Annotated in this window: 18 protein-coding genes; 12 read left to right on the top strand and 6 right to left on the bottom strand. The window is 55.5% G+C overall.

Going from position 1 to position 19,065, the window contains the following annotated elements; translation table 11 throughout:
* Positions 1-74: 74 nt before the first annotated feature.
* Both choW and choV read left to right on the top strand, forming a co-directional pair.
* Positions 75-917, top strand: a complete 843-nt coding sequence (gene choW / locus AC0J4F_RS01340; RefSeq protein WP_133948595.1) for a choline ABC transporter permease subunit — start codon at positions 75-77, stop codon at positions 915-917.
* Positions 914-1,957 (top strand): choline ABC transporter ATP-binding protein, encoded by a 1,044-nt coding sequence (gene choV / locus AC0J4F_RS01335; protein WP_133948593.1) that lies wholly within the window; start codon positions 914-916, stop codon positions 1,955-1,957. Before choW ends, choV begins: the two co-directional genes overlap by 4 nt.
* Before the next feature lie 114 nt (positions 1,958-2,071).
* On the opposite strand, the gene AC0J4F_RS01330 is transcribed toward choV, so the two are convergent.
* On the bottom strand, positions 2,072-2,284 hold the full coding sequence (locus tag AC0J4F_RS01330) for a cold-shock protein (protein WP_133948591.1): 213 nt from the start codon (positions 2,282-2,284) through the stop codon (positions 2,072-2,074).
* 418 nt (positions 2,285-2,702) lie between these two features.
* Between AC0J4F_RS01330 and AC0J4F_RS01325 the strand changes: the two genes are divergently transcribed.
* Entirely contained in the window at positions 2,703-3,059 is a 357-nt protein-coding gene (locus AC0J4F_RS01325) for a BA14K family protein (RefSeq protein WP_166672687.1), read from the top strand.
* Positions 3,060-3,137: 78 nt separating this feature from the next.
* On the opposite strand, the gene AC0J4F_RS01320 is transcribed toward AC0J4F_RS01325, so the two are convergent.
* Positions 3,138-3,596: a YaiI/YqxD family protein gene (locus AC0J4F_RS01320; RefSeq protein ID WP_133948589.1), complete on the bottom strand. Its 459-nt coding sequence runs from the start codon at positions 3,594-3,596 to the stop codon at positions 3,138-3,140.
* Positions 3,593-4,819: a TIGR03862 family flavoprotein gene (locus AC0J4F_RS01315; protein ID WP_133948587.1), complete on the bottom strand. Its 1,227-nt coding sequence runs from the start codon at positions 4,817-4,819 to the stop codon at positions 3,593-3,595. The genes AC0J4F_RS01320 and AC0J4F_RS01315 overlap by 4 nt, the downstream gene beginning before the upstream one ends.
* 188 nt (positions 4,820-5,007) lie before the next feature.
* On the opposite strand from AC0J4F_RS01315, the gene AC0J4F_RS01310 reads away from it, so the two are divergent.
* Positions 5,008-6,198, top strand: a complete 1,191-nt coding sequence (locus AC0J4F_RS01310; protein ID WP_133949652.1) for an HD domain-containing phosphohydrolase — start codon at positions 5,008-5,010, stop codon at positions 6,196-6,198.
* A gap of 2 nt (positions 6,199-6,200) precedes the next feature.
* On the opposite strand, the gene AC0J4F_RS01305 is transcribed toward AC0J4F_RS01310, so the two are convergent.
* The gene (locus AC0J4F_RS01305) at positions 6,201-6,989 is read right to left on the bottom strand and encodes a glycosyltransferase family 2 protein (protein WP_133948585.1); all 789 of its coding nucleotides are present in this window, start codon (positions 6,987-6,989) and stop codon (positions 6,201-6,203) included.
* A gap of 524 nt (positions 6,990-7,513) precedes the next feature.
* Between AC0J4F_RS01305 and AC0J4F_RS01300 the strand changes: the two genes are divergently transcribed.
* Both AC0J4F_RS01300 and AC0J4F_RS01295 read left to right on the top strand, forming a co-directional pair.
* Positions 7,514-8,680: an acetyl-CoA acetyltransferase gene (locus AC0J4F_RS01300; RefSeq protein ID WP_473025185.1), complete on the top strand. Its 1,167-nt coding sequence runs from the start codon at positions 7,514-7,516 to the stop codon at positions 8,678-8,680.
* 132 nt (positions 8,681-8,812) lie between these two features.
* A complete protein-coding gene (locus AC0J4F_RS01295) occupies positions 8,813-10,267 on the top strand; it encodes a gamma-glutamyltransferase (RefSeq protein WP_473025183.1) in 1,455 nt (484 codons plus the stop codon).
* 60 nt (positions 10,268-10,327) lie between these two features.
* Here AC0J4F_RS01295 and AC0J4F_RS01290 read toward each other — a convergent pair whose 3' ends face one another.
* Complete coding sequence (locus AC0J4F_RS01290; RefSeq protein ID WP_133948580.1) at positions 10,328-10,822, bottom strand: invasion associated locus B family protein; 495 nt, start codon at positions 10,820-10,822, stop codon at positions 10,328-10,330.
* A 402-nt stretch (positions 10,823-11,224) separates the two neighbouring features.
* On the opposite strand from AC0J4F_RS01290, the gene cysG reads away from it, so the two are divergent.
* From cysG to AC0J4F_RS01265, 5 genes are read left to right on the top strand one after another with little or no spacing between them, the layout of a single operon-like run.
* A complete protein-coding gene (gene cysG / locus AC0J4F_RS01285; RefSeq protein WP_473025182.1) occupies positions 11,225-12,688 on the top strand; it encodes a siroheme synthase CysG in 1,464 nt (487 codons plus the stop codon).
* 12 nt (positions 12,689-12,700) lie between these two features.
* Complete coding sequence (locus AC0J4F_RS01280) at positions 12,701-13,000, top strand: DUF2849 domain-containing protein (protein ID WP_133948576.1); 300 nt, start codon at positions 12,701-12,703, stop codon at positions 12,998-13,000.
* 56 nt (positions 13,001-13,056) lie between these two features.
* Positions 13,057-14,715 carry a nitrite/sulfite reductase gene (locus tag AC0J4F_RS01275; RefSeq protein ID WP_473025181.1) on the top strand — a complete coding sequence of 553 codons (1,659 nt, stop codon included), beginning with the start codon at positions 13,057-13,059 and terminating at the stop codon, positions 14,713-14,715.
* Positions 14,702-15,463 carry a phosphoadenylyl-sulfate reductase gene (locus AC0J4F_RS01270; protein ID WP_133948572.1) on the top strand — a complete coding sequence of 254 codons (762 nt, stop codon included), beginning with the start codon at positions 14,702-14,704 and terminating at the stop codon, positions 15,461-15,463. Before AC0J4F_RS01275 ends, AC0J4F_RS01270 begins: the two co-directional genes overlap by 14 nt.
* 35 nt (positions 15,464-15,498) lie before the next feature.
* On the top strand, positions 15,499-16,035 hold the full coding sequence (locus AC0J4F_RS01265) for a DUF934 domain-containing protein (RefSeq protein WP_133948570.1): 537 nt from the start codon (positions 15,499-15,501) through the stop codon (positions 16,033-16,035).
* 47 nt (positions 16,036-16,082) lie between these two features.
* On the opposite strand, the gene AC0J4F_RS01260 is transcribed toward AC0J4F_RS01265, so the two are convergent.
* Entirely contained in the window at positions 16,083-18,389 is a 2,307-nt protein-coding gene (locus AC0J4F_RS01260) for a fused MFS/spermidine synthase (RefSeq protein ID WP_473025180.1), read from the bottom strand.
* Positions 18,390-18,592: 203 nt separating this feature from the next.
* Between AC0J4F_RS01260 and AC0J4F_RS01255 the strand changes: the two genes are divergently transcribed.
* On the top strand, positions 18,593-19,015 hold the full coding sequence (locus tag AC0J4F_RS01255; RefSeq protein ID WP_209002317.1) for a DUF934 domain-containing protein: 423 nt from the start codon (positions 18,593-18,595) through the stop codon (positions 19,013-19,015).
* The last annotated feature ends 50 nt before the right edge of the window (positions 19,016-19,065 follow it).

Here is a 19,065-nt window from a genome sequence, read left to right as displayed (position 1 = left end):
CCTGACAAACAGGCGCCGTGTCTCTCAGACCCGGCGCCTTTTCTTTGTCTGACACTTGAAAGTGGAGCGTCAGGTTGAACTGGCTGACAGATTACAAATTGCCGATTGGGCCATGGGCGCGGACCATGGTCGATTGGCTCACCGACAACGCCTATTGGGTGTTCGACGGCATCTCTGTGTTTTTGGAGACGCTGATCGACGGCATCTTGTGGCTGTTGCAAACCCCGCACCCGCTGGTCATCGTGGCACTTGCTGCAGGTGCGGGATATGCGGTTCACCGGAAGATCTCATTGGCGGCGTTCATAGCTGTTTCCCTGATGTTGATCATCAATCAAGGCTATTGGGAAGAAACCACAGAAACACTCGCCTTGGTGATTGCGGCCTCCGTGGTCTGTATGGCTGTCGGCATTCCCATTGGCGTGTATGGTGCGCATAATCCGCGGTTTTTTGCAGCCCTGCGGCCGGTCCTCGACCTCATGCAGACGATCCCGACATTCGTGTATCTGATCCCGGCCCTAATCCTGTTTGGGCTTGGCATGGTGCCAGGTTTGATCGCAACGGTGATTTTCGCTATTCCAGCCCCGATCCGGCTGACGCAGCTGGGTGTTTCCTCGACACCAACAGCCCTTCTTGAAGCTGGGGAAGCGTTTGGGGCGACGAAGTCGCAGCTGCTCTGGAAAATCGAGCTGCCATATGCTCTGCCGCAGATCATGGCCGGCTTGACGCAGACCATCATGCTGTCCCTGTCGATGGTCGTGATCGCTGCACTTGTGGGCGCTGACGGTCTCGGCGTGCCGACACTTCGCGCACTCAATACGGTGAACATCGCGCAAGGCTTTGAAGTCGGGGTTTGTATCGTCCTGATCGCGATTGTTCTAGACCGGTTTTTCCGTAAGGAAGAAGGAGGCAAATCATGAGTGCGTCTGAGAACACACCGGTTGTTTCCTTTAAGGATGTCGACATCGTTTTTGGCAACAATCCGCAATCGGCCTTACCTTTGATCGATGCTGGCAAGACACGGCAGGAGATCCAGAAGGAAACGGGTCAGATCCTGGGTGTTGCCGGAGCAACCTTCGACATTTTCGAGGGCGAAGTCATCGTTCTGATGGGTTTGTCCGGGTCTGGGAAGTCGACTCTCCTGCGCGGTGTGAATGGATTGAACCCCGTCATTCGGGGGGAAGTGCAGGTCCATGACGGTGAGCGTTACATAAATCCCGAGACATGTTCGGAAGCTGAATTGCGTCAGCTGCGCCGCAGCCGGATCGGCATGGTCTTTCAGCAGTTCGGTTTGCTGCCTTGGCGTACCGTCTCTGAAAACGTCGGATTTGGTTTGGAGCTTGCCGGTGTTGCGCAAAAAGACCGCGACGCGAAGGTGAAAGAGCAGCTCAAGCTCGTTGGTCTTGCCGGGTGGGGTGAAAAATACGTCCATGAACTGTCGGGCGGCATGCAGCAACGCGTCGGCTTGGCCCGGGCGTTCGCAACCGATGCCCCCCTTCTTCTGATGGATGAACCGTTCTCGGCTCTTGACCCGCTCATCCGCGACAAGTTGCAAGACGAACTTCTGGATCTTCAGAAGGAACTCAACCGGACCATCATATTCGTTAGCCACGATCTCGACGAGGCGGCGAAGATCGGATCTCGCATCGCAATCATGGAGGGGGGACGGGTCATCCAGCTCGGCACGTCGCAAGAGATCGTGAAGAAGCCGGCAACGCCCTATGTGGCCGATTTCGTAAGCCACATGAACCCGCTCAATGTTCTCCGGGCGCGCGATATTATGGTGCCGCCGGGAAGCATTCCCGGATCTATGGCCAATGCACCGACCTGCAAGGCCGACACGACCATCCGCGAGGTGGCACGTTTGAAGAAAGACAGCACGGAGCCGGTCGTCGTCCAGCGTGACGGCGCCGTAGTCGGTGTGATCGGTGAAAACGAGCTGCTTGAGTGTATGCTCTAGATTATTCTGCGTTCGGGCGAACGCCCGCAGATCTGGAACCAAAAACGGGGCCTGTTGGCCCCGTTTTCATGTTTGAGATTCGGCGCGATATCGCTGCCTGAAACTTAAAAAACCTCAGAGGAGTTCCAGCTGAGCTGCCTGTTTGCCGCGGCCGCGACGGTCATCTTCGGCAACGAAAGAAATCTTTGCGCCTTCAACCGGTGTTCCAAGACCTGCCTGTTCAAACGCCGTAACATGGACGAAAACGTCCTTGCCACCGCTTTCCGGGGTAATGAAGCCGAAGCCACGGTCGTGATTGAAGAATTTAATGGTGCCGTTCTCGCGCATGGAGAAGCCTTTCCGTAGTTTGTGCAGGCAGCCGTTCCTGGGGAACCGAGCCGATAAACGAGAAGTCAAAAAAGAAACGGAAAGCTTGGCAGTTCAGAGCAGCACCCAAAAGGATGCTGCCGAAGGCAGTCTCACCGGGTCTAGTATCATGTCCCGTACAACGCAACTTGCGCCGATATTTCAAATGTAAGGGCGTCGGTAGCCGCCGACAAGGGAAAGAAGCCAGTTATTCTCAAACGGACTTTTGGGTGCCGCAACATGCTCGGACTGTGAGCGAGTTTGGAGACTGACTGGATCAGCAAAACGGAAACCGCAGGGCTGTGATTGTGGTCACATCGCCAGAAACCGGCCCGGTCTAAGGTAACTTCATCAACTGAGGTGGAAGCGTAAGGCCTCAGGAGCTTGAAGGAGCAAGACCATGTTCAAGACTATTGTTACGACTTCCGCCGCAGTGACGATCGCCGCTGGTGCTATGATCTTCGCTGGTTCAAACACCGCTCAGGCCGGTAACGGTTGGGGCGTCGCCGCCGGGGTTGCCGGCGGCTTCGCAGCTGGTGCCCTTGTAGGGTCCGCGCTCTCGCAGCCCCGATATGCCGGGCCTCCAACCTATTATTATGCACCGCGCCGCGTGTATCGCCCGGCCCCGGTCGTGACCTATCGCCCATCCCCCTGGAGTAATGCGTGGTACAATTACTGCAGCAGCAAATACCGGTCTTTCAATCCGCGTACCGGTTACTACCTCGCATATTCCGGCAACTACCGGTTCTGCCGTTAACAGTTATAAGCTGGGCGCAATCACCAGCAGCCCCGTAGACTGGTTCGCCAATCTGCGGGGCTTATAATATGCGCATATTCAGGCGCCAGATTGCCTCTTCGCTGCACGCATGACAGTCTCAAGCTGATTGAGAAACCGGGACCGGTCTTGCTTGGTGAAGCTGGGGCCGCTCTCACGGATCTCACCGATTTCTCTAAGGTGCGTGTTGAGATCCCGCATGGCAAGCCGCATCCCGATGGCATCCTCGCGAAATGGTTTGCCGTTCGGCGATAAGACCTGCGCCCCGGTCTTCACGCAGCGAGCTGCCAGCGGAACATCTGCGGTGATGACGACGTCTCCGGGACCAGAGTGGTCCGCGATCCAGTTGTCGGCTTCGTCCGGTCCTTCGGGAACCACGACCCTTTCAATGAGATCTCCATCAGGCAGCCGCATCCAGCTGTTCGACACGAACACGATCCTGACTTTGTGGCGCTCTCCGACCCGGATTGTCTCGTCTTTGACCGGGCAGGCATCCGCGTCGACATAAAGAACGGTCATGTTCCAGGGGCCTCCGGTGACCTTGAGGTGAGATAGGTGGTGATCCCGTTGGCGGCTGCCAATCCCGACGCGAAACAGGCCTGCAGAAGATAACCGCCGGTTGGGGCTTCCCAGTCAAGCATTTCACCGGAGATAAACACCCCCGGCATTTTGCGCAGCATGAGATGTGGATCGACTTCCGCCAAGGCCACTCCGCCTGCAGAGGAAATGGCGCGGTCGATATCGTATGTGGCGGTACAGGTCACCGGAACGGTCTTGATCCGTGTTGCCAAATCTCCGGGGGCTTCCGGGAGGGGGCCACTTTCCCTGATGAGCGCCTGTTCTACCGGCTGCAAGCCGACCGTCTTTCTCAGAAATGTCGACATGGACTGCTTGCCCTGCGGGCGCCCGAGTTTTTCTTGCAACGCCTGATGAGTGAGTTGGGGGCGCAGATCGATCGAAATAGGCGCGGTCCCAGATTGATTGAGCTGCGTCCTGATCTCGGCAGACAAGGCGTAGATTGCCCCGCCTTCAAGGCCTTTTTCGGAAAGGATAGATTCACCCAGAACCGAATGCGGTCCGCAGGTAACTTTAATCCGTTTTAGCGGGTGCCCGGCAAACCGTTGTTGGATGAATGCGCTCCACGACACTTCAAATCCGCAATTGGCAGGTTGAAAGTCAACCAACTCAACCCCGGCGTCGCGCAAAACGGGAACCCAGGCAGCATCAGACCCAAGTTTCGGCCAGCTCGCCCCGCCAAGGGCTAGCAAGACTGCGCGGGCCGGCATTGGTGATGGTGCCTCGTTGTCTCTTGAAATCAACGCATTGCCATCTTGGGAGAACCCGCGAAACGCAGAGCGGGTGAGGAGGCGGACACCGCTGTCGTCCAAACGCCGAAGCCACGCACGCAGAAGCGGGGACGCTTTCATGGACTTAGGAAAGACACGGCCACTCGTCCCAACAAAGGTCTCTTGACCGAGCCCTTCGCACCAATCGATCAGGGCTTTGGGCGGAAAATCGGAGATAAGAGGTTTGATAAAGTTTTCGGCCTCGCGATACCGGCTGACAAACGTTTCCAACGCTTCGCTGTGGGTCAAATTCAGTCCGCCGCGTCCAGCCATGAGAAATTTCCGGGCCGGCGATGGCATTCGGTCCACCACAACGACGTCATACCCCTCGGCAGACAGGTGTTCGGCTGCAAACAGGCCAGCTGGACCAGCTCCGATGATCAATGCATCTATCATGCGGGCCTTATAATCCGAATGTATTTCTAAAAACCAGAACCGATTGATAAAGGCTCAAGTTGTAAAAGTTGAATTCGGTGTTCAATCTCAAGAATTTATTATTTGTCTTGTGAAATGCTTTCGGGAACGAACAGGTTATTTTTGTGGGTCGAGGTATTTGTTTAGGCACTAGGAGAGCGCACTTGGTGATGAAACGAGAAGAGATAATTGTCGTCGTGGATCCCGATGTCTCCGTGCAATCGGCCATGACAAAACTGTTCTCAGAGCATCACGCGCTTTCTTGTTTTTCAGACGCCGAAGCTGCGATCGAGTTTCTCAAAAAGCATCCTGCAACAGCGGTTGTCTTTTCTTGTTATAATTTCCCTGAATACGATGGCGTTGCTTTTTTAAGTGAATGTGCAGTCGTGGCGCCGCAAGCGGCCCGGATCATGCTCACACGTGAGGGATCGAAGGACGTTATCAAGAAGGCGCTCAATGAGGGCCACGCGTTCATGTATCTTGAGAAGCCCTGCCAAAGAGCGGAAATCATATCCGCTCTTGAGGCCGGCCTCTCTCATCATCGGCAATTGGCAAAAGAGCGGGCTCTGCTCGAGCGGACCTTATCGGGGTCAGTCAAAATGCTGATCGAAATGCTGTCCGTGTTCCACCCGGAAGCGTTTCGACGCACCCCGATCATTCGCCAGCAAGCGGTCCGGCTTGCCAAGGAGATCGGGCTTAAAAAGACATGGGAATTGGAAATGGCCGTGATGCTGTCGCCGCTAGGCGAAGCCATGTTGCCCAAGGAGATCCTGTCCCGGTACCGGGCAGCCCGAAACCTCAGCGATGAGGAGCGGTCCATTTTGGCAAAGGCCCCGGAACAGACGCGCGATCTGCTTCAAAACATCCCGCAGCTCGAGCGTGTGGCCGATTACCTTTATTTATCAGCCTGCGGCTATGACGGCTCCGGGTTCCCGGAAAACGGCCCGGAGGGCGACAAGATCCCGCTGGTGTCCAGGATCCTAAAGCTGCTCACCGACTTGTGGTACGCATCCCCTGAGGGGGGACCGGATGCTGCAGCTTTTGACGCGTTGATGATCAACTGGCGGCAATATGATCCGCGGCTTCTGGAATTGGCCAAAGAGATCCTTTTGAAAGAAAAGCCTGCGGAACAGAAAACTCTCTTTCAGCATTGCTACATCCGTTCACTCCGGCCCGGGGATATCCTTGTCGATGATGTGCGGACTGAAACATCTTTTGAGTTGGTTCTGGCCCGCGGGCATCTGCTCACCCCGACGATGATCCGGCGGTTGGAACACTTCAACAAAACCTCCGGTGTGCGGCAGCCGATCCGTGTGAGGCGATCCAAAGCAGCTGAACCGGTCCTCAACGAAACCGCTTGAAGCTATTTTCGGTTGGTCTTTTTCAACAGCTCGGCTTCATAGGCCTTGGCGACACGCAGAAAACGGCCGTGCGCATAGTTCATTGCCAGAATGAAGCCCCACCAGCCGTAATTGCGGTACTTCCGGACAAAATAACCTTTGCAGAAGCTGACCGGAAATTCGGTTAAGAGCCGGTATCTCGGTATTTTCCGGCCCCGGTCAAGCATGTCCTGAACCTGCATATCCGAATAGCGGTTGTATTTGCCGACGCTGAATTCCAGTGACCTGTCGGACCGGTGGGCCATGATACCTTTAAGGTCACCTACGGTAGCACCTTCCTGCGGCCGGACGGTGTCGTGAACGGTAGAGTCCGAAAAGCGACCCTTGCGGCGGTCATAAAGCCGGATTTGATTGTAGCCGTAGGCCCAAGGCGCCGGTTCCGTTTCATGGGGAAACGTATCCCGGATCATGATCCGCCATGCATCTGCATCCAGGTAACTCTGATCATCGAACTTAGCCCGGATCTCGGTCGCAAGTTCGGGTGTGATTTCCTCATCCGCGTCCAGGTTAAGCAGCCAATCGTTGCGGCATTGGTCTTCGCCGAAGCGTTTTTGCAGGCCATAGCCCTGCCACTTATGAAACACGACCCTTGCACCAAGGGCTTCGGCAACCGGCACCGTCTCATCTTCCGAGCCGCTGTCAATCACGATGACTTCATCGACCCAGTCGACAACGCTTTTGATTGCAGCCGAGATCCGGTCCGCCTCATTTTTCGCGATGATGAATGCGGACAATGGAAGGCGTTGGGTCATTGGATATCCGGGGTCGTTGCGCCTGCAATCCGGAACACATCCGGCGCGCTGTTTTAGCTGTGCTCGAATGGATTTTGAAGAGGTAACAGAGCCCGCTCTTTCAAAACGCTGAATTTGGAAACTGGAGGTGTAAGGGCAACACATTCGTGGCTGTAAAAAAATAGCCCCGCAAGGCGGGGCCAAAAATCAAATCAAAAAAGGACCAAAACAGTCATTTGCTCTGAACGAGACCGTAGATACTCAACTTCTGTGACAAACAAATGACCCGGCGGATACGGCTTTGGCATCCTGCAGGTAAAGCAGATTGGAGCGTTCCGTATTGGGATATCTAATATGTAATAAATATCTGAAATATATTATGAAAAATAATTTGAATGACGTTTAGGTCAATTTCTTCTTGCAAAGCAACATCGAAGCTGGGAGTGTAAGGCCAAATTGAAAGGCTCGGTCACCTTGTTAGCGCAGTTCGGAACACGAATTGAGCAACATGATCGCGCAGAGCTTTCGGGTTTGGAGGAAATGTCATGACTGCTGCAATGGTTGGATGGGCACATCTGCCTTTCGGGAAACACGCTGACGAAACAGTTGAAAGCATGATCGTGAAAGCGGCGACGGACGCCATTCACGATGCGGGCATTTCACCTGAAGACGTCGACGAGATTGTTCTTGGTCACTTCAACGCCGGGTTTTCCGCGCAGGATTTCACCGCCGCACTTGTCCTGCAGGCCAATCCCGCGCTCCGTTTCACCCCGGCTACACGGGTTGAAAACGCCTGTGCGACCGGTTCTGCTGCTGTCCATCAGGGCGTCCGCGCGGTGTCGTCCGGAGCAGCGCGGTTTGTGCTCGTCGTCGGTGTGGAGCAAATGACGACCACGCCGGGGCCGGAAATCGGCAAGAACCTTCTGAAGGCGTCTTACTTGAAAGAGGATGGCGACACACCGGCAGGATTTGCGGGTGTCTTCGGCAAAATCGCGGATTCCTACTTTCAGAAATACGGCGATCAGTCCGATGCTTTGGCAAAGATTGCTGCCAAGAACCACAAGAACGGTGTGGGCAACCCTTATGCGCAGATGCGCAAGGATTTGGGCTATGAGTTCTGCCGGGATGAGAGCGAGAAAAACCCGTTTGTGGCAGGCCCGCTGAAGCGGACCGATTGTTCGCTCGTCTCAGATGGCGCTGCGGCAATGGTCCTGACAGATCCGGCGACGGCGCTTGGCATGAAAAAGGCCGTTGCCTTCCGCGGTCTCGCCCATGTGCAGGACTTCTTGCCGATGTCGAAGCGCGACATCCTAAAATTCGAAGGTTGTTCAAAGGCCTGGGGGCAAGCACTTGGAGACGCAAACCTTGCGATTGACGATCTTTCATTTGTCGAGACCCACGACTGCTTCACCATTGCCGAGTTGATCGAATACGAGGCGATGGGACTGACCAAAGAGGGCGAAGGCTCACGCGCTGTTCTTGAGGGCTGGACGGAAATGGACGGCAAATTGCCGGTCAACCCGTCCGGCGGTCTGAAGGCCAAAGGCCACCCGATTGGCGCTACGGGCGTTTCCATGCATGTTTTGACGGCCATGCAGCTGACCGGGACGGCTGGCGATATCCAAGTGAAAAACGCGGAGCTCGGCGGTATCTTCAACATGGGCGGCGCAGCTGTCGCCAACTATGTCTCGATCCTTCAGTCAATGAAATAAGCCAAACATTTTTGTTGGACCGAACAAGCCGGCTAAGCGCCGGCTTGTTTTGTTTCTACTAGGCGCATACCCCGCCATGCTTTAGCCGAAGGCCCTCTTGCGTCGCCCTCGAACGCATGATTTGACCAACACATGAGAAAACCACAAAAAGGCGCGGTTGCCGCGGGTCATACTCTCACAGCTGAAGCTGGTGCAGAGATGCTGCGCGAAGGCGGAAGTGCCGTTGATGCCGCCATAGCCGCTTTGGCCATGGCCTGTGTTTGCGAACCGGTTCTTGCGTCTCCTGGTGGTGGTGGTTTTGCCATGATCCGGGATGGGAACACGGGAAAAACACAGCTCCTCGATTTCTTCACGCAAATGCCGCTTGAAAAGCGCGGTAACGCTGAGGATGGATTTCAGACGATCGAGGCTGATTTCGGACCGACCAAACAGACCTTCCATATTGGTCCGGCCACCGTGGCCACGCCCGGATTTCTGGATGGTCTTGATGCCTTAGCAAACCGAGGTGCACGCCTCACGCATCAAGAGCATTTTGCCCCGGCTATTGAGGCTGCCTCTTCCGGCTTCAATCTGACCGTATATCAATCGTATCTGTCCACCGTTGTTGCGCCTATCCTGATGGCAACAGAAGCCTCCCGCGCCTTGTTCGCGCCGGTAGGTCAGCTTCAAAGTGCAGGCGAAACCTTCGTCAATCCCGGGCTTGCCGAGACGTTCCGGGTTCTAGGCCAAACCAGCTGGCGCGACAGCAAAATAGCTGAAGCGCTGCTGGAAGAGCAGGCGGCCAACGGACATCTTTCCGAGGCAGATCTTTCGGCTTACCAGGTTGAAGAGCGGGAGCCGCTCGCTTTGAACGTGGGCGAAGCGCGCGTGTTTTTAAACCCGCTCCCAGCTGCCAGCGGCACTTTGATCCAATATGCTCTTCAACATCTCGGCGAATGTACGCCGGTGTCCCTCGCAACTGCGTTGAACGCTGCAGATGAAGCGCGCGTCTCAGCGCGGGGTGATCTCAGCGCACTCTTGAAGCACCCTTTGCGTCAGAACGGAACCACACACATTTCGGCTGTCGATGCAGACGGGAATGCGTGTTCGGTGACGGTCTCCAACGGAACTGGAAGTGGTGAGATCGTCAACGGGTTCGGCTTCATGCTGAACAACATCCTGGGCGAGGAGGATGTGAACCCTGGAGGGTCCGTTGGGTGGCCGGTGAATACCCGCCCGGCCTCCATGATGTGCCCGACACTTCTGGAGGTGCCGGATGGACGATTGATTGCGCTGGGTTCCGGCGGCTCAAGCCGTATCAGGTCGGCTATTTTCCAAGCCGTAGCGCGGCTGAGTTTTGGTGGCGCGACGCTGCTGCAAGCTGTTCAAATGCCACGTCTTCATATCGAGAACGGTCACCTGGATGTCGAAGCTGGATTGGAACAGTGTCAACTGGAAGACCTGATAGACGCGTTTTCAGATCACCGCATTTGGACGGAGCCAAACATGTTCTTCGGCGGCGTGCATGCGGTTCAAAAAACTGGAAACGGAGAGTTTGAAGGCATTGGTGATCGCCGCCGGGAAGGCTCTGCAGTCATAGTGGACTGAGTGGCTGTCCAACCGCCCAAGAGCCGGAAAATTCCGGCGCTCGAGCGCAATCCGTCGCCGTTACTGAATGGCCGCCATGGCGCGGCTGAAGCCGGTCAGCGGAACGTCGATCTTCTGGCGCTGGTTGGCTGAAGCGGCAAAGTCGATTTGCAGCTGCGCTCCGGCCTTCATCGCTTCAATCATGGCATCGGTTGCCGGGGCGCTGATATAGCAACCACGTTGATCGCATGTGCTGATGGTCATGTCGCCAATCTGTGTGCCATCAACGGTTAGTTTCACCTTTCCAGGTAGGTAAAACCCGAGCGGAGCCTGCATCTGGAAGACTGGCGCGGCGTTGTTCCCCGGATAGATGATATCTACCTTGAACAGAAGCTGACCGCTTTCCTTCACGCGAAGGCTCTGGCTGGCCTCGCACGTCAACGCCTCTGCGGACCGCGAGGCACCGGCACATCTTGTTTGCCAGAGTTCACCCTGCTCAGCCTGCTGGGCATGGATCGGCGCTCCCTGCAGAAGCACGATGGTGAGGGCCGCGGTAAGCGAAAGCGAAAAGCGCATGATTTTACTCACAGATTGGCGATTGGTTGGTCTTGGGAGAAGAAAACCGGCAAGTGCGGCGGGCTGAAATTGGCAGCCTCACTTGACCCTATAGCTCGTTTTTTCGACTCATTTGTTAGCCTGAAACGGGACTCAATTCCTAGCCCCCAGACCGGAAATTCCGACTGTCACAATCGATCGGCATCCATTGAATTAGGAAGGTGGCCGAGCTTTCTGCAGTAAAGCCATGCCCGAAGCCCGATCGGCGTATTTGGACAGTCCAATGAATGCGCGCATCGCCGAAGCGGCAAATCAGGAAAATCTTTTCCGCTATCCCCTTCGGCTTTGAAATCCCGTACCCGGCGCTTCTCTTCGCCACCCCTTACATTCAGGTCATCAAATTGGGATTGGAGACCCTTGCTGATGGCAAGCCGCAGATCACAGACAGAAAAAGCACGCAAAAAGCCGGAAGACCGGCTGGATGTCTTCCCGGCCTTCATGAAGGTCGCAGGCAGGCGTGTAGTCGTTGTCGGACACGGCGGCGAAGCTGCTGCCAAGGTGCGCCTTCTGGGCGAAACCAATGCGGAAATCGTTGTGGTCGGACAGGACGTAGATCACGAACTGCAATCCGCCGTCGATTTGTTCTCCGCGACCCATATCGCCGAAGACTTCAAGCCAAGACATCTGACCGATGCCGCCATGGTTTTCTCCGCAAGGGAAGACTGGGATTTGGACAAGGCTGTCATTGATGCGGCCCGGATCATGGGCGTACCGGCGAACGCGGTCGATAAGCCTGAAATCTGCGATTTTTACACCGGCGCACTCGTCAACCGGGCACCGATTGCCGTGGCGATCACATCTACCGGCGTCGGACCGGTTCTGGCGCGCCATATCCGTTCACGGATCGAAGGTATGCTGCCGCGCTCGACCGGCGCGCTTGCAAGGCTTGCCGAGAGTTTCCGTGATGCGGCGTCAAAAGTCATCTCCGACGGCAACCTGCGACGGAATTTTTGGGCCCGGTTTTTCTCCGGCTCAGTCGCAACCAATCTTTATGCGGGTAAGGCAGATGTTGCGCGTGCCGAAGCGCAGCGCCTGTTGAACAGCATGGCCGTTGAGCCGGGGTTTGTGTGGCTGGTGGGTGCCGGGCCTGGAGCTGAGGATCTTCTCACGCTTCGGGCTCAGCGCCTCCTGCAGGAAGCCGACGTCATTGTCCATGATGCCTTGGTCCCGGCCGATGTGGTGGCCATGGGGCGTCGGGATGCGGAACGGATTTCCGTCGGCAAGCGCAAGGGCGCCCACTCCGTGCCGCAATCCGAAATCTGCGATTTGCTGGTGAAGCTCGGATCGGAAGGCCTCAAAGTTGTCCGTCTGAAAGCCGGGGACCCGATGATCTTTGGCCGGGCGGCAGAAGAAATGGAGGCGCTCCGCGCCGGCGGGATCGGCTTTGAAATCGTTCCCGGTGTGACAGCAGCCTTTGCCGCCGCAGCCTCGGCGCAGATCCCGCTGACGTTGCGCGGTGTGGCCTCCAACCTGGTTTTTGCAACCGGCCACAATGCGAAGTCGGAAACACTGCCTGATTGGGCAGGTCTCGCACTGAAGGGCGCAACCATTGCTGTCTACATGGGGCGGACCGTTGCAGCGTCCGTCGCGGACCGTCTCATTGGCGCGGGCATGACCCCATCCACCCCCGTTGCGGTCATCGAGAATGCAGCGCATCCCGATGAACGTCAGTTTGCCGGTGATCTGTCAGAGCTTGCGGTCCTGTCGAACCGCGCTGAGATCGATGGCCCGGTTTTGATCGTGATTGGCGAGGCCGTTGGCCATGCCGCCCTTGAACAGGCCGAACCGCTTGCGCCGCAGTTTGTGCGCGCTGTTGCTGCGGCTTGAGGAGAGAAGTTTATGAAAGTGATTACAGCCAATCGCCTTCTGGATGGCGATGTCGTCTGGCTCGGAGAAAACGATGTTTGGGTCGAGCGTGTCACGCTGGCTCGAACCTTTGACGGCAAGGATGTTGTTGCCGAGGGCCTTTCCATTGGCGCAGCGGCAGAAAAAGACCAGAAGGTCGTCGGAGTGTACGAGATGGATGTGACCATTGAAGACGGCGCCATTGTCCCCGTGCGCTTGCGCGAACGTATCCGGGCGAAAGGTCCGACCACCCATCCCCAATTCGGAAAACAGGCTCAGGCCGTTTCCGCCTGACATGAGCACACGTGGCGGGCAGCGCCAGATCGAGCAGCGCCCGGCAGGAGAGACAGATGTACCGTTACGATGAATTTGACGCGAGTTTCGTCAACCAGCGCACCGAACAGTTCAAGGACCAGGTCCGCCGCCGCATGGCCGGCGAATTGTCTGAGGACGAGTTCAAGCCGCTGCGCCTGATGAACGGCCTTTACCTGCAGCTTCATACCTACATGCTGCGTGTTGCCATTCCCTATGGCACGCTGAACGGTCGGCAGATGCGCAAGCTGGCGCATATTGCCCGGACCTATGACAAGGGCTATGGCCACTTCACCACACGCCAAAACATCCAGTTCAATTGGCCGAAACTTGAGGACACTCCGAAAATCCTCGAAGAGCTGGCGGAAGTGGAGATGCACGCCATCCAAACCTCCGGGAACTGCATTCGGAACGTGACGGCAGATCATTTCGCCGGTGCTGCAGCCGACGAGATCGCAGATCCGCGTCCTTATGCGGAAATCTTGCGTCAGTGGTCATCGCTTCACCCGGAGTTTTCGTTCTTGCCGCGCAAGTTCAAGATCGCCATCACAGGCGCGCCGAACGACCGCGCGGCTGTTCAGGTGCATGACATCGGTCTGCAGTTGACCCGCAACGAGGCCGGTGAGATCGGCTTTGAGGTGTTTGTTGGCGGCGGCCTCGGCCGGACACCGATGATCGGCCGCAAGGTCCGCGACTTCCTTCCCGAAGAAGACCTGCTTGCCTATTCCGAAGCAATCTTGCGCGTTTACAACCGCTACGGCCGTCGGGACAACAAGTACAAGGCGCGGATCAAGATCCTTGTGCATGAAACCGGCCTGGAAGACCTGAAGGCGGATATCGAAGGCGAATTTGAAAAGATTCGCTACGGTGTTCTTCGTCTGCCGGACGAAGAAGTGCGCCGGATCGAAGCTTACTTCGCGCCGCCTCCGCTTGAGGTCGGGTCAGACATCTCGGCCAAGGTCGAAGTGCGCCGTGAGACGGACGCCGCCTTTGCACAGTTCCTTGCGCACAATCTCAATCCGCACCGCGTGCCGGGTTACACATCTGTGACCCTGTCGATGAAGCCGATCGGTGGCATCCCGGGCGACGCGTCCGATGCGCAAATGGATGTGATTGCGGATCTTGCCGAACGGTATGGACAGGATGAAATCCGGATCTCCCATGAGCAGAACGTAATCCTGCCGCATGTGAAACTGGATGACCTTCCGGCACTGTTCGACCAGTTGGTCGCAGCGGACATTGCCGAAGGCAACGCCGGGCTGATCACCGACATCATTGCCTGCCCGGGCATGGATTACTGCGCGCTTGCAACGGCACGCTCAATCCCTGTGGCTCAACGGATTTCCGAACGCTTCGGCACAGCTGAGCGTCAGGCCGAAATCGGTGAGCTGAAGATCAAGATTTCAGGCTGCATCAACGCCTGTGGGCACCACCATGTTGGTCACATCGGCATTCTCGGTCTGGAGAAAAAGGGCGAGGAATTCTACCAGGTCACGCTTGGCGGATCGGCGAACGAGAACGCATCCATCGGTGAAATCGTTGGCCGCGGGTTCTCCTCCGAAGAGGTCGTCGACGCGATCGAGACACTGGTCGACACCTATCTTGGACTTCGGTCCGGCAAGGACGAAACCTTCCTGGATGCATACCGCCGGGTCGGGGAGGCGCCGTTCAAGGAGGCCCTTTATGGCGCTGCATGAGACCTTCAGCCTCGGTGTTGATCCGGAACTCGGACTTCAGGCGGAAATTGCCGCGCTGAACGCCCAGTTCGAGGATGCCGTTGCGCAGGACATCCTTCAGGCGTCCATACGGCACCAATTCGCCGGGGAAATCGCTATGGTGTCCAGCTTTGGCGCAGATTCCGCGGTGCTCTTGCACATGGTTTCGCAGGTGGATCCATCCACGCCGGTTTTGTTCGTCGATACGGTGAAGCTGTTTCCGGCGACAATCCTTTACCGGGATGAGTTGGTTGCCAAGCTTGGCTTCACCGATGTGCGGACGTTCAAGCCATCCAAGGATGACCTTGCCGAAAAAGACCCTGCCGGCATGCTCTGGATGAGCGATACGGATGCATGTTGCCACATTCGCAAGGTGGTGCCGCTCGAGCGCGCGTTGCATGGTTTTGAAGCCTGGATTTCGGGGCGGAAACGCCATCAGAGCTCGACACGGTCTGAGCTGGATGTCTTCGAGATCGATGCCGGGCGGGTCAAGATCAATCCGCTCGCCGACTGGTCTGCGGCTGACATCCTGGACTATGCAAAGAGCCACGACCTGCCGCCGCACCCGCTTGTCGCCGAAGGCTATCCGTCCATCGGTTGCTTGCCCTGCACAAGCAAGGTGGCGCCGGGCGAAGATCCACGCGCGGGCCGCTGGCGCGGTCAGGACAAGACAGAGTGCGGCATTCATTGGCCGACCCATGGCAAGGAAATTGACGGCAGCGGCATTTGAGCTGCATCGCTGAGAGAGTTTGAGGACGCTTAGAAATGGCAACGATCTACAAAGACGGTGAATTCGTCGAGGAAACCTGGGTCAGGGCAGACAGTGAAACCGGTCCGGCTGCGGACGGGGGTTTGCTGGTCCCGGTGTCGCTGTTCCTTGAAGCGCCGGAAGCATACCTGAGCCGCGCCGGGAAAACGGCGTTGCTGGTCGAGGCCGGGGAAAAAGTCGGACTTGCCGCCGAATATCTGGACAGGTTTGCCTATGTCGCGGTGGCTTTTCCGAGCTTCGCCGATGGCCGTGGGTTCTCCACCGCCCGAGACCTGCGGGAGCACCTGAACTATCAGGGCGATATCCGTGCGGTCGGCAGCTATATTCTGGATCAGGTGCCGCTCGCCCGCCGTTGCGGCGTCTCAAGCTTTGAGATTTCCAAGCCAGAAGTTCTGAAAGCCCTGAAAGCTGGAGAATGGCCGGAAGTCACCAAGTACCTACAACCGGCTTTCGGCTCGATCGAAGAAATCCCGGAAGGCACCCGGCCTTGGGCCCGCCGCTCGCACCGGGATGTAGCCATCGCGGCGGAGTAGAGCGGCACCATCAAGTTGGAACCGACGGGCGGTAACATACCTTCAAATCAGGAGGGGTCTGGGTTTCGCAGCTGATGCCGTAGGATCGCCCCGATAACATCGGAGTAGTCATCTGTCCAAGGCAGCGTTCCACCGGAAGTCACCTTGTCCCAACGTGGATCGCTTGATAATGGCCCCAGTTGCTCGTCGGTTCTGGCTAAAACTACCGTTTTTGCCGGAAATATCTTTCTAGCGCGTTCAGTTTTGTCTCTCTCAAACTGAGCAGATCGGATTGCCAGTCCCTCTTGTTCGGCGATTGCCGCCAGAATCGATTCTAGCTCTAAATGACGGTTAGAGATATGCATGGCCAAAAGGCCATTGGGTGCCAGTTTGGAAAAATAGAGATTTAGCGCTTCGAGCGTCATCAGGTGAACTGGGATTGAGTCTGATGAAAATGCATCAATTAGCAAAAAATCAAAGTGCTGATCAGGCTCATGAGCAAGTGTAAGTCTCGCATCTCCTAGAATCTGTCGAGCATCCGGTGCGCAATCAGTAATGAATCTGAAGTATGAAGGGTTCGAGGCAATATCAATAACTGTTTTATCAATTTCAAATACAGTCCAACGCTCCTTCGACTTACTATGGCATAAGAAACTTCCGGTCCCGAGTCCGACAATGGCCCCCCGATTGATTTGACCGCCTAATTTTTTCCTTACAGCCTGCAGGACTTCGGCCATTTCTCCCGAGTGGTGGTAGTATGATAGTGCTTCGGGCGTGCCTTCGCCCACTTCAGACGCGAATGCCGATTTATGCGTTACACCGTGAACGGTTGTTCCATGAAGCATAAGGCGATATTGGCCATCCGAAGCAGAATTGACCTTAATCACGCCGAAAAACGATCGTTCGGAATATATGTTGTTGCCCAAGTGCAGACTAGTGATGGCAAGGGGTATCGCGGCAATAAGTAGCGAAAGTGCAGCAGACTGAGATCGTAATTGAACAAACGCAGCGAAGGTCACCATACCAATCAAGAGCACAAGGACGTGGGAGCGCTTCAATAAGGTGGAACTGATTTCAGACTGGAGTGCGAAAGAAAGCAAGGCTGCTAGGCCAATTCCAATCACAAGCCCTGCAAAAAGAGACTTTCCACTCGTCTTCCGCTTGTAGGGCAGCAAGAATATGACTGCCAACATAAGTAGTGGGAACTCTGCTACCCAGTCAAAAACGCGCGGAGCTATGAGACCCGCAAAGACGCCGCCGATAACACCGCCTAGAGACATCCAAAAATAAAAAGATGTCAGCTGCCTTACATCGGGACGACGACTATAAAGTAGGGTGTGACAGAACAAAGCTGCCAAGAAAAAACAAAGAAGAGTTAGGATCAGAGAGCCAACTATATTGGGTGTTGGAGTGAAAAAAATCACAAACGTCGCTATGATCAAAACCCACGGAAATACGTTTGACAAGAATTTTAAAGAAATTGGAGGTGATTGCCGAAAGGAAAGTACAAATGTCAATAAGAAAAGTGAAAGGGGAATAACCCATAAGAATGGTGCAGAAGCTAAGTCGATCGAAATAAAAGCGGTGACTGCAACTGTGAGGCCAGACGGTATCGCCGCGATGCCGACGATGAGTGCTTTTTGAACCACCGTCAAATTTTCTAAAGGTTGACTGCAGTTTGCCTGTTCAGGCAGAGAGCGAAAAGCCATGCTTGTCGGATTTAACCGCGGAAGCAAGTAGCTTGAGCACAGTAATATCCCAAAAAGAAGTATTGTATAGCCGCCAGCCCATAAGATAGCCTGATTTTTTAAAGTAAAATTTGGTTCTATCAGCAATATATAGATATAGAGCGAAAAAAAGCTTCCAATGTTGCTTGCTCCGTACAAGAAATACGGATCTTTAGCATGCGGGTGGCCCGACTTCGAGAACCATGCTTGGAGAAGCGGAGCGTTCGCTGCCACTGCGAAAAACGGTACGCCAATTGACGCGCCAAACAGACCGATCAACCAGAATTCTTGACCTGATTCTGGCGGCGTTTCCCAACCGTTTGTTATGCCGAGGGGAAGAAAGAGGAAGGCAGACGTAAGAACCAATGCGTGTATTGCAACCGCGTATTGAATGCCAACATAACGGGTGAGTAAATGCGCATAGGCATACCCGAGCAAGAGTACACTTTGAAAAAATATCATCGCCACAGACCAAACGCCGGGCGAGCCGCCAAGTTTCGGCAAAACAAGTTTTGAGAAGTACGGCTGAATGGCAAACAGAAGTAAGGCGCTCACGAACAATGTGACTGCGAAAATCGGGAGAACGATCAACGGAGTTTGGTTTTTTGAAGAATTTTCGTCAGAAAATCTATCGAACGGCAATGACATTGAATGGTGATCTCCTTATCGCCAACAATGCGTAGCGAAAATTCTTTAACATTCGTTCAGCAAAATTGAGACCGATCGGAATTTAGTATCTGAATGTTCTGAAGCATCTCAATCGGGGGCAGCGACTGGAACGGTGGGTTGTCACCGGGAGCTTGTGGGCAGTCCGATGGGTTTGGGGCACATTGATGCGGATCAAACATTAATTGGGAGTAGCAGATTCATCCGCGCTTCAGGACAATGAGTTTGCAACAGCTGAGGACGATCATGGCTTGAAATGGTTAATGACGTGGCATAGAGCGAAAAGCCAGCAGACTAAGACAATCATCTCAAGCCCTGATGGCCGTGGGTTCTCGACGGCCCGCGACCCGCGGGAGCACCTGAACTATCAGGGCGATATCCGTGCGGTGGGCAGCTACATTCTCGACCAAGTGCCGCTCGCCCGTCGTTGCGGCGTCTCAAGCTTTGAGATTTCCAAGCCAGAAGTTCTGAAAGCTCTGAAAGCTGGAGAATGGCCGGAAGTCACCAAATACCTGCAACCGGCTTTCGGCTCGATCGAAGAAATCCCGGAAGGCACCCGGCCCTGGGCCCGCCGCTCGCACCGCGACGTAGCCATCGCGGCGGAATAGCGGCGTGAACATTGAGCACTGATAAAAGAGACCGGGTCAGCGCTGCTGCC

The sequence above is a fragment of the Roseibium sp. R5 genome, from assembly GCF_055755305.1.
Note: the sequence above shows the minus strand (reverse complement) of the source record. Positions and strands in the feature narration are given on the sequence as shown.

Excerpts from the sequence above, each read along its gene's own strand:
- choV (WP_133948593.1), top strand. The coding sequence starts at position 914 with ATGAGTGCGTCTGAGAACACACCGGTTGTTTCCTTTAAGGATGTCGAC.
- AC0J4F_RS01330 (WP_133948591.1), bottom strand. The coding sequence starts at position 2,284 with ATGCGCGAGAACGGCACCATTAAATTCTTCAATCACGACCGTGGCTTC.
- AC0J4F_RS01325 (WP_166672687.1), top strand. The coding sequence starts at position 2,703 with ATGTTCAAGACTATTGTTACGACTTCCGCCGCAGTGACGATCGCCGCT.
- AC0J4F_RS01320 (WP_133948589.1), bottom strand. The coding sequence starts at position 3,596 with ATGACCGTTCTTTATGTCGACGCGGATGCCTGCCCGGTCAAAGACGAG.
- AC0J4F_RS01315 (WP_133948587.1), bottom strand. The coding sequence starts at position 4,819 with ATGATAGATGCATTGATCATCGGAGCTGGTCCAGCTGGCCTGTTTGCA.
- AC0J4F_RS01310 (WP_133949652.1), top strand. The coding sequence starts at position 5,008 with ATGAAACGAGAAGAGATAATTGTCGTCGTGGATCCCGATGTCTCCGTG.
- AC0J4F_RS01305 (WP_133948585.1), bottom strand. The coding sequence starts at position 6,989 with ATGACCCAACGCCTTCCATTGTCCGCATTCATCATCGCGAAAAATGAG.
- AC0J4F_RS01300 (WP_473025185.1), top strand. The coding sequence starts at position 7,514 with ATGACTGCTGCAATGGTTGGATGGGCACATCTGCCTTTCGGGAAACAC.
- AC0J4F_RS01295 (WP_473025183.1), top strand. The coding sequence starts at position 8,813 with ATGAGAAAACCACAAAAAGGCGCGGTTGCCGCGGGTCATACTCTCACA.
- AC0J4F_RS01290 (WP_133948580.1), bottom strand. The coding sequence starts at position 10,822 with ATGCGCTTTTCGCTTTCGCTTACCGCGGCCCTCACCATCGTGCTTCTG.
- cysG (WP_473025182.1), top strand. The coding sequence starts at position 11,225 with ATGGCAAGCCGCAGATCACAGACAGAAAAAGCACGCAAAAAGCCGGAA.
- AC0J4F_RS01280 (WP_133948576.1), top strand. The coding sequence starts at position 12,701 with ATGAAAGTGATTACAGCCAATCGCCTTCTGGATGGCGATGTCGTCTGG.
- AC0J4F_RS01275 (WP_473025181.1), top strand. The coding sequence starts at position 13,057 with ATGTACCGTTACGATGAATTTGACGCGAGTTTCGTCAACCAGCGCACC.
- AC0J4F_RS01270 (WP_133948572.1), top strand. The coding sequence starts at position 14,702 with ATGGCGCTGCATGAGACCTTCAGCCTCGGTGTTGATCCGGAACTCGGA.
- AC0J4F_RS01265 (WP_133948570.1), top strand. The coding sequence starts at position 15,499 with ATGGCAACGATCTACAAAGACGGTGAATTCGTCGAGGAAACCTGGGTC.
- AC0J4F_RS01260 (WP_473025180.1), bottom strand. The coding sequence starts at position 18,389 with ATGTCATTGCCGTTCGATAGATTTTCTGACGAAAATTCTTCAAAAAAC.